9 protein-coding genes are annotated in these 8,881 nt (G+C 75.4%); 5 read left to right on the forward strand and 4 right to left on the reverse strand.

The genetic code is table 11. The annotated features are described in order from the left end of the window. Together G5C62_RS23275 and G5C62_RS23280 are read left to right on the forward strand one after the other, a co-directional pair. Positions 1 to 1,189, forward strand: a 1,189-nt coding sequence (locus G5C62_RS23275) for a DEAD/DEAH box helicase (RefSeq protein ID WP_164702870.1), incomplete at its 5' end; no start/stop codon positions are given. Positions 1,190 to 1,481: 292 nt separating this feature from the next. Then, entirely contained in the window at positions 1,482 to 1,829 is a 348-nt protein-coding gene (locus G5C62_RS23280) for a PspC domain-containing protein (protein ID WP_164702871.1), read from the forward strand. 75 nt (positions 1,830 to 1,904) lie between these two features. Here G5C62_RS23280 and G5C62_RS23285 read toward each other — a convergent pair whose 3' ends face one another. The 4 genes from G5C62_RS23285 to G5C62_RS23295 form a co-directional block, all read right to left on the reverse strand. Beyond that, positions 1,905 to 4,868 carry a LuxR family transcriptional regulator gene (locus tag G5C62_RS23285; protein ID WP_241176082.1) on the reverse strand — a complete coding sequence of 988 codons (2,964 nt, stop codon included), beginning with the start codon at positions 4,866 to 4,868 and terminating at the stop codon, positions 1,905 to 1,907. 44 nt (positions 4,869 to 4,912) lie between these two features. Beyond that, positions 4,913 to 5,044 (reverse strand): hypothetical protein, encoded by a 132-nt coding sequence (locus G5C62_RS28785; RefSeq protein WP_269429951.1) that lies wholly within the window; start codon positions 5,042 to 5,044, stop codon positions 4,913 to 4,915. A gap of 134 nt (positions 5,045 to 5,178) precedes the next feature. Continuing rightward, positions 5,179 to 5,688 carry a hypothetical protein gene (locus G5C62_RS23290; protein ID WP_164702873.1) on the reverse strand — a complete coding sequence of 170 codons (510 nt, stop codon included), beginning with the start codon at positions 5,686 to 5,688 and terminating at the stop codon, positions 5,179 to 5,181. Between the two features lie 50 nt (positions 5,689 to 5,738). After that, entirely contained in the window at positions 5,739 to 5,921 is a 183-nt protein-coding gene (locus tag G5C62_RS23295; protein ID WP_164702874.1) for a hypothetical protein, read from the reverse strand. Positions 5,922 to 6,059: 138 nt separating this feature from the next. Between G5C62_RS23295 and G5C62_RS23300 the strand changes: the two genes are divergently transcribed. The 3 genes from G5C62_RS23300 to G5C62_RS23310 all read left to right on the forward strand — a co-directional run bounded on the left by G5C62_RS23300 (position 6,060) and on the right by G5C62_RS23310 (position 8,838). Beyond that, positions 6,060 to 7,481 (forward strand): glucose-6-phosphate dehydrogenase (NADP(+)), encoded by a 1,422-nt coding sequence (locus tag G5C62_RS23300; protein ID WP_241176083.1) that lies wholly within the window; start codon positions 6,060 to 6,062, stop codon positions 7,479 to 7,481. 376 nt (positions 7,482 to 7,857) lie between these two features. Then, a complete protein-coding gene (locus tag G5C62_RS23305; RefSeq protein ID WP_164702876.1) occupies positions 7,858 to 8,484 on the forward strand; it encodes a metal-dependent phosphohydrolase in 627 nt (208 codons plus the stop codon). Between the two features lie 117 nt (positions 8,485 to 8,601). Continuing rightward, positions 8,602 to 8,838 (forward strand): DUF6458 family protein, encoded by a 237-nt coding sequence (locus G5C62_RS23310; RefSeq protein WP_197058385.1) that lies wholly within the window; start codon positions 8,602 to 8,604, stop codon positions 8,836 to 8,838. Positions 8,839 to 8,881 lie beyond the last annotated feature (43 nt).

Consider the following 8,881-nt stretch of genomic DNA (forward strand, 5'->3'; position numbering starts at 1 on the left):
GACGGCCGACTTCACCTACGGCTACAAGGAGGCGCTGGCCGACGCCGTCGTCCGGCCGGTCGTCTTCGCCGCCTACACCGGCACCTCCCGCTGGCGGAACTCCGCCGGCGAGGTCGTCGCCGCCTCGCTGAGCGAGGCCGGCACCCGCTCGGTGGAGATGCAGGCGTGGCGCACCGCACTGGACCCCAAGGGCCAGTGGGTGCCGCACGTGATCGCCGCCATGGACGACCGGATCACCCACCTCCGCGAGGAGGGCGGCATGCCCGACGCCGCCGGGCTGGTGCTGGCCAGCGACCAGGACGACGCCCGCGAGTACGCCAAGATCGTGCGCCGGGTGACCGGCAAGGCGCCGGAGCTGATCCTCTCCGACGACCCCAAGGCGTCGAAGAAGATCGAGAAGTTCAACAAGGGCGGCGCCCGGATCGCGGTCTGCGTGCGGATGGTCTCCGAGGGCGTCGACGTCCCGCGCGCCGCCGTCCTGGCCTGGATGACCTCCTATCGGACCCCGCTGTTCTTCGCCCAGGCCGTCGGCCGCGTCGTGCGCGCCCGGACGCCGCACGAGTCGGCGACCGTCTTCCTCCCCGCCGTGCGCCCGCTGCTGTCGCTGGCCGCGTCGATGGAGGAGCAGCGCAACCACGTCATGCCGCCGCCGAAGACCCAGCCCGACGAGGAGCTGGAGGCGCTCGACCTGCCGCCGCGGGAGCCGCGCGAGGGCGAGCTGCAGAAGTGGGAGGCGCTGGAGGCAGACGCCCGGTTCGCGCACGTGCTGCACAGCGGGACGGCGCACACCGGCGAGGGCACCGGCGCCGTCACGCCGCTGGAGGCGGACGCGGAGGACTACCTGGGCATCCCCGGGCTGCTGACCCCGGCGCAGACCGCCGAGCTGCTGTCCAAGCGGGACGACGAGCTGCGGATCCGGATCGCCGCCTCGCACGCCCGGGGGGACGACGACGGCTTCATGGTCGTCGAGGACCACCCCGAGGAGGAGGAGGCCGGCCGCTCCTGGCGCGACGCGGCCGAGCTGCGCCGGGAGATCAACCGGCTGGTCAACCGCATCGCCGCGAAGACCTCGCAGCCGCAGGCCGTGGTGCACACCCAGCTGCGCCAGTCGGTGCCCGGCCCGCCCTCGGCCTCGGCGTCGGTCGACGTCCTCCGCGCCCGCCGCGAGCGCCTCCGCACCATGCTCTGAGGTCCCGTCCTCCGCAGTCCGCGGCCGACCCCCGCGAACGGCGCCCGGGCTGCCCCGTCCTCACTGCCGTCACCGAGTGACAGCTGAGTGGGGATCCCGGAGCCGGGAAGCCCGCTCAGCTGTCACTCGGCGCAGATCGAGGGGGCGACGGGGGCGGATGGCGTGGCGGTGGACTGGAGGACGCCGGCATCGGCCGGGTCGCCCAGCACACCGCGACCCTGAGCTGCGGGACCAGGGGCGGATCCGGGGGTTCCCGATACCGGCGGGACGCCGCCGGGCGCAGGCTCGTGTCATGACCGAGACCGCGCACACCGAGACCCCGCACACCGAGATCCCCCAGACCCCGACCCCGGGCACCGAGGACGTGCGCCCGCCGTTGCGGCGGAGCCGCACCGACCTGCTGCTCGGCGGCGTCTGCAGTGGGCTGGCCCGGCACACCGGGATCGACGCACTGCTGTGGCGGGTCGGCTTCGCCGCGCTGGTGCTGGCCGGCGGGTCGGGGGTGGCCCTCTACCTGGTGCTCTGGCTGCTGATGCCGGCCGCGCCCACCGGCCCCGCCGACCGCACGAACGTGCTCGACGAGTGGGTCGAGCGGCTCCGCGCCCGCTTCACCCGGTCGAACTCGGACATCGCGCGTTGATCATCGGCGAACGGCTGGGTGACACGCCGCCGGGCGCAGCCGTTCGCCGATGATCGACTGCGGGACGGGAGCCGGTCAGCCGAGCAGGCCGCGGGCGGCGGCGAGGGCGACCGCCTCGGTGCGGCTGGAGGCGCCGAGCTTGGCCAGGATGTTGCTGACGTGCACGCTGGCGGTCTTCTCGCTGATGAAGAGCTCCGCACCGATCTGCCGGTTGGTGCGGCCCCGCGCGACCAGCGCCAGCACCTCCGTCTCGCGCGGGGTGAACACGGTGGTCGCGATGGTCAGCACGCCGGGGAGCTCCAGCCGCCCCCGGCGGGCCAGCGCCTCGATCGCCGTCCGCAACGGCACCGCCCCCAGCTGCACGGCCACCTCGTGCGCGGCCGCCAGCTCGGCAGCGGCGCCGGGGCGGTCGTCGACGGTGAGCAGCGCCTCGGCCAGCCGGAACCGGGAGCGCGCCTGCTCGTACACGTGCCCGTAGCCGAACTCCGCGACCGCCTGCCGCCAGAGCTCCACGGCGGCCTCACCGCGCACCCGGGCCAGCTCGGCCGCCAGCCGCGTCCCCCAGGCGCGTGCCTCGATCCCGGTCGGGTACGGGACCTCGGCCGCCGACCGACCGATCTCGGCCAGGTCCGCGGCCTCCGCTCCCCAGCGGGCCGCGGCCGCCTGGTCCCCGGCCCGGCGGGCCGAGGTGGCCGCGTCGGCGAGGGCCGCCAGCGCGGTGGCCACCAGCCGCACCGAGGCGAGCCGTTCGTCCCCCCACAGCTCCCGCAGCCGACCATCGGCCCACCGGGCCCGCTCCCCCGCTGTCGCGGCGTCCCCGGCCTGACCGGCCAGCTCGATCTCCGCCGCCACCGTGGCCAGCATCAACAGCACGTGGTTGTCCCAGCGGGCGGCCGGCCCCTGCGCCCAGCCCAGCCGCTCGGCGGCACGCGGGTCGCCCCGCCCGACCAGCACCAGGAGCCCGTCGGCGCGCACGTGCGCAGCCATGTCGGGCACCCGGGCCAGCGCGTCGGCGGCGGCCAGGCTGCCGTCCCAGTCGCCGAGGACGTACCGGGCCAGCACCTCCAGGTGCCGCAGCTCGGCGCCGTAGAACGACCACTCGACGCCCAGCGCCCGGGCCCGGGCCAGCCCTGCCGTGGCGTGCTGCAGCGCCTCGGCCACCTCGCCGGCGTCGTGTGCGGTGATCGCCTGGCTGAACCACACCCGCATCTCGACGTCGGCGTCGCCGGACCGCTGCGCCCGCGCCCGGGCCTCCGCGAAGCGTGCCCGGACGGCGACCCGGTCACCGGTGCCCGAGCCACGGACCAGCGAGACGGCGGTGTCGGCCCACGCGCTGTCCAGCCCCAGGGCGTCGGCCGCGGCCAGCGCCTCCTCCGCCGCTGCGTCCGCCTCGGCGACCAGCCCCAGGCTGTAGCTGGTGCGGGCGTGGGTCGCCGCCGCCCAGGTGCGCACCACCGAGGGCGGCTGGGCCGGGACCAGCTGCATCGCCGCGCTGCTCTCCCGGTGGGCCTCGGCCGCCTCCTCGATCCGGCCGAGCACCTGGGCCGCCGTGTAGTGCACCCGCGCCCGCGCCTCGGGGTCACCGTCGGGGCCCAGCAGCTCCTGGGCCGAGCGGAGCAGTGCCACGGCCCGGTGCAGGTCACCGACCGCGCGGGCCGCTGCCGCGGTGTCCAGCAGCACCGCCCACTGCGAGCGGCCGGCACGCCCGGGTGCGTCGGGCACCGCCGTCCACAGCGCGAGCACCGCCTCCAGGTGCTGCAGCTGCTCGGCCGGTGCGCCCACCCGGCGGGCGGCGTCTGCGGCCTCCAGCGACGCGCTCAGCGCACCGGGCAGGTCGTTGCTCTCCCGCAGGTGGTGGGCCCGTTCGGCCGCCGTGCCCGCCTCCGGCCGGGTGGCCAGGTGCGCGGCGACGGCGGCGTGCAGCCGGACCCGCTCCCCGGGCAGCAGGTCGGCCAGCACCGCCTCCCGCAGCAGCGCGTGCCGGAACCGGTAGCGGCCGTCGTCGGGGACCACCAGCAGGTGGTGGTGCACCGCCTCGGCCAGCGCCTGCTCCGTCTCCTCCGGGCTCTTCGAGGAGACGGCGGCCACCAGCTCGTGCCGCACCTGGCGACCGGCGACGGCGGCCACCCGCAGCACCTGCTGAGCAGCCGGGCTCACCTGCTCGACCCGGGCCAGCAGGACGTCGGACAGCCCACCGGGGAGGACCTCACCCGCCCGCCCCGCGGCGACCAGCTCCTCGGCGTAGAAGGCGTTGCCCTCGGCCCGCGCGACGACGTCCTCGACGGACGCCCCCCCGGCGTCGGCGGCCAGCCGGCGGACCAGCTCCTCCACCTCCGCGTCGGGCAACGGGTCGAGCTGCAGCCGCTCGACACCGGGCAGCCGGACCAGCTCGGCCAGCAGCGGACGCAGCGGGTGCCGGCGGTGCAGGTCGTCGGCGCGGTAGGAGGCGACGACGGTGACCGGTTCGTCGACCTGGCGGTCGACCAGCCGGGCCAGCAGGTAGCGCAGCAGGTCCCGGCTGGACCGGTCGGCCCAGTGCAGGTCCTCCAGCACCACCACGAGGGGCTGCTGGGCGGCCAGGTCGCCCAGCAGGGCGGCCACCGACTCGAACAGCTGCAGTCGTCCGGCGTCGTCCGGCGGGCGCAGCGCCGACCGCGGCAGCGCCCGGCCCAGGTCGGCAGCCGCACTGTCGATCACCACGGCGCCGGGACGGCCGGTGAGCGGGCCGGCCAGCACCGGGTGGCGGGCCAGCACCGGCGCCAGCTCCGGGTCGGCGACCACCGGCCGCAGCAGGTCGACGAAGGGCAGGTACGGCAGCCCGACGTCGCCGAGGTCGACGCAGTGCCCGGTGAGCACCCGCGCACCGCGCGCGGTGGCCCGGCGGCCCAGCTCGTCGAGCAGCCGGGTCTTGCCGACCCCGGCGTCACCGGCGACCAGGACGGCGGACGGGCGCCCCTCGACCGCCCGGTCGACGTGCGTCATCAGCCGGGCCAGTTCGTCGGCCCGGCCGATGAGCGGGGGTTCCTCCCAGCGCGGCACGGCGCCGATCGTGGCAGAGACCACCGACAGCGACGCCGGGCCGTTCAGCGGGGCCGCCGCCGGCTGCCGAACCAGGAGCCGCGGCGGCTCCCGTCGCGCCGGGCCGCCGCCCGGACCAGCTCCTGCCGGTAGGCGAGCTCTGCTTCCAGTGCCGGGTTCGGGTAGTGCATCGCCATGACCGTCTCCTCGTGTCGTCCGGGTCGAACGAGGAGAACGGTCGTCCTGAGGGGGTGGCCGGCACATCGGGCGATCACGCAGTCCCGGGCCGTCCCGGGACCGGCCAGCTCCTGAGGGGGCCTCAGGTGGACGGTCAGCCCACCGTGTACTCGGCGTCCTCCTCGACGACGTCGTCGACGTCCGCGATGTCGTCGTCGGTGGCGTCCACCGGTGCGGGCACCGGCTCGTCGACGTCCGGGTCGAACTCCCCGTCGGCGTCGGTGTCCGCGTGGAGGGTGACGGTGAGCTCGGTGTCCGCGGTCAGCGCCGGGTCCAGGTCGACCTCGACGTCGGAGGTCGTGCCCACCTGCACCTGCGTGGCACCGAGCACCTCGCCCCCGGTGCTGACGACGACGAACCCACCGCCGGGTGCGTTGACCGTGGCGACGACCACGCGGTCACCGGCGCCGGTCTGGTCCTCGAACTCCAGGTCGGCCATGGTGTCGCTGCCGGACTCCCCGCCCGGCGCCATCGTCGTCTCCCCCGCGGTGGCCGGCGACGACGGCGGGGCGTCACCGGCCGGCGCGCCCTCCCCGCCCCCGCAGGCGGACAGCAGGAGGACGGCGACGGGGAGGGCCCACCGGGCCCGGCGGGACGTGGTCATGCCCGGCTGGTGCCCCGGGCCGCGCTGGGTCACACGCCGCGAGCACCCGTTCACGGCGCGGCGTCGCCGGTGGCCGACGGGCTCGTCGTCTGCTCGGCGTCGGTGCTCCCCGGTGTCTCGGCGAAGGTCGTGGTGACCGCGGGGACCGGCTCGACGTCGTCGTCCTGGCCACAGCCGGTCAGCAGCAGGGCGGTTGCACCCGCGGAACAAAGCAGGGCTGCGCGTGGTCTCATGCACAGCAGATGCCCACGGCGCGGGTGCGCCTACACGCGCCGTGGGCACACGACCAGGACACCGTGCACCGGCGCACGGGCCGACGAGGACCGAGCCACCGCCCCGCGGAGCTCGGCCCGTGCCCGAGAGGAGCCCCCGTGCCTGACACCGGGACGACGAACGACCTGACCCCGACCGTCTTCGTGCTCTACGGCGCGACCGGCGACCTGGCCCGCCGGATGGTGCTGCCGGCCTTCTTCGAGCTCGCCCAGCACGGGCTGCTGCCCGAGGACTGGCGGCTCATCGGCAGCGGCCGCGGCGAGCGCTCCGACGAGGACTTCGTCGAGCACGTGCGCGGCGCCCTCGAGGAGTTCGGCCCGGACCCCGAGCAGGGCCCGTGGGAGGAGTTCTGCGGCCGGCTGCGGTTCGCCGGTGGCGGCTTCACCGCCGACGACCCCGGGCAGCTCGTCGAGGCCGTGGACGCCGCCCGCAAGGAGCTCGGCGAGAATGCCCAGCTGGTGCACTACCTCTCCCTGCCGCCCAAGGCCTTCACCGACTACACCCATGCGCTGGGCGCGCACGGGTTGGCCGAGGGGTCCCGGGTCGTCTACGAGAAGCCCTTCGGCGACTCCCCCGAGGGCTTCCGCGAGCTCGACGGCGTCGTGCACTCGGTGTTCGACGAGGAGCAGGTCTTCCGGATCGACCACTTCCTGGGCAAGGAGGGCACCCAGGACCTGCACGTGGCGCGGTTCGCCAACGGGCTGTTCGAGCACATCTGGAGCCGCGAGCACGTGGCCCAGGTGCAGATCGACGTCCCCGAGGACCTCGACGTCGCCGATCGCGCCGACTTCTACGACGCCACCGGCGCGACGCTGGACATGCTGGTCACCCACCTGTTCCAGGTGGCCGCCGAGGTGGCGATGGAGCCGCCGGTCAGCTTCTCCGCCGACGACATCCTGTCCGCGCGCGAGTCGGTGCTGAAGCACTTCCGCCCGCTCGCGCCGGAGGACGTCGTCCTCGGCCAGTTCGAGGGCTACCGGGAACTGGACGGCGTGCCCGACGACAGCCAGACCGACACCTTCGTGGCGGCCAAGCTGTTCATCGACTCCGGCCGGTGGCGCGGCGTGCCGTTCCTGCTGCGCACCGGCAAGCGGCTGGCGGACAAGCAGCAGCGGGTCAGCCTGGTGCTGCACCGCCCGAAGGGCCCGGTCCACGAGGTGCCGCCGAACGGGAACGTGATCTCGCTGTCCCTCGCCGGTGCTGGTCAGCTCGACGTGGACATCATGGCCAAGCGCCCCGGCCCGGACCTGGCGATGGCCCCGGCGCGGGTCTCCCTGGACCTGTCGAAGGTGCCCGGCGGCCGGCCGCTGGCGCCGTACGTCTCCCTCATCCACGACGTGCTGGTCGGCGACCGCTCGCTGTTCACCACGAGCGAGGGCCTGGCACAGACCTGGCGGGCCCTGCAGCCGGTGCTGGACCACCGCCCCGAGGTGCACTCCTACGCCCCGGGCTCGTGGGGTCCGGTGGCGGCCAACGCGCTGGCCGGCGAGCACGGCTGGCTGCTGGGCGAGACCGAGTAGCAGGACCCCCGTGCCCCCCACCGCTCGCAGGCTCGCGGCGGGCCCCTGCACGAGGGCCTGAGACGCAGAACGGCCCCTCTCCTCCGGAGGAGAGGGGCCGTTCTCGCGTGGTGGGTCCGGACCGGGCGCTGGTCGCCTCGCGGCGGTTTGCACATCCGCGGCTCCAGCCCCCGACCGGAGTCGGAGCGGTATTCCACGGCGGCAGTTATCTAGTGGAGCCCGGGGACACAGGTCGCCCGGCCCGGACGTCGTCCACCGTACCCGCGCCCTCCGGCCCGACACACGTGGCGAGGACCTCAATCGGACCCGCGGTCGTCCTGCTCCAGACGGTGGACGTCGTCGGTGTCCGGTCCCTCGGCGTGCCAGACTGCCGCGCATGAGCGGGGTGGACTTCGACGCGTGGACGGCGCTGGTCGGCGACTCCCCCACCTCGCGCACCGAGTGGGCCGCGGTCGTCGGCGCCTGGTCCGAGCCGCACCGCAGCTACCACGACCTCGCCCACCTCGCGGCGGTGCTGGGCATCGTCGACGAACTGGCCGAGCACGCCGCCGACCCGGTCGCCGTCCGGCTGGCCGCCTGGTACCACGACATCGCCTACGACCCGCAGCGCAGCGACAACGAGGAGGTCAGCGCCGCGCGGGCGCGGATCGGGCTGCTCGGGCTGGTGGACGACGCCACGGTCGCCGAGGTCGAGCGGCTGGTGCTGCTCACCGCCGGGCACGACCCCGAGCCGGACGACGCCGACGGCGCGGTGCTCTGCGACGCCGACCTCGCCGTGCTGGCCAGCCCCCCGGCGGCCTACGCCGGCTACGCGTCGGCGGTGCGCGCCGAGTACGGCCACCTCTCCGACGCCGACTTCACCGCCGGCCGGATCGCCGTGCTGGAGCAGCTGCTGGCCCTGCCGGAGCTCTTCCGGGTGCCCGTGGCGGCCGAGCGGTGGACCGAGCCGGCCCGGGCCAACCTGACCGCCGAGCTCACCCTGCTGCGCGCGCGCTCGGCCTGACCCGATCGGGTGACGAGGGAGTCGCGCGTATCCGTCCGGTGACCCAGAGTTGCCCGGCGACCCGCCATCGGCCCGATGGCCCCGCAGGGGACCGGTCGCCCGACGAAGGAGCTCCTCGTGCGTCTCGGAACCGGCATCTTCCTGCTCGCCATCGGCGCCGTCCTCACCTTCGCGGTGAGTGCGCAGGTCAGCGGCATCGACCTCGACGTCGTCGGCTGGATCCTGATGGCCGTCGGTGCCCTGGGCATCGTCGTCGAGCTGGCCGTGTGGGCACCGCGCCGCCGGCGCGTGGTGCGCACGGACGGCCACGAGGGCGGGCCGGTCCGCCGGTCCACCACGGAGGAGACCTACTAGGACGAGGCGGCCCGGGTCTTCCTGACCCGCAGGCCGGCGGCGA

It is taken from the genome of Modestobacter sp. KNN46-3 (genome assembly GCF_011039295.1).

Bases quoted from the DNA above. Each gene is read 5' to 3' on its own strand.
- G5C62_RS23280 (WP_164702871.1), top strand. From the start codon at position 1,482: ATGACCGAGACCGCGCACACCGAGACCCCGCACACCGAGATCCCCCAG.
- G5C62_RS28785 (WP_269429951.1), bottom strand. From the start codon at position 5,044: ATGGCGATGCACTACCCGAACCCGGCACTGGAAGCAGAGCTCGCCTAC.
- G5C62_RS23290 (WP_164702873.1), bottom strand. From the start codon at position 5,688: ATGACCACGTCCCGCCGGGCCCGGTGGGCCCTCCCCGTCGCCGTCCTC.
- G5C62_RS23295 (WP_164702874.1), bottom strand. From the start codon at position 5,921: ATGAGACCACGCGCAGCCCTGCTTTGTTCCGCGGGTGCAACCGCCCTG.
- G5C62_RS23305 (WP_164702876.1), top strand. From the start codon at position 7,858: ATGAGCGGGGTGGACTTCGACGCGTGGACGGCGCTGGTCGGCGACTCC.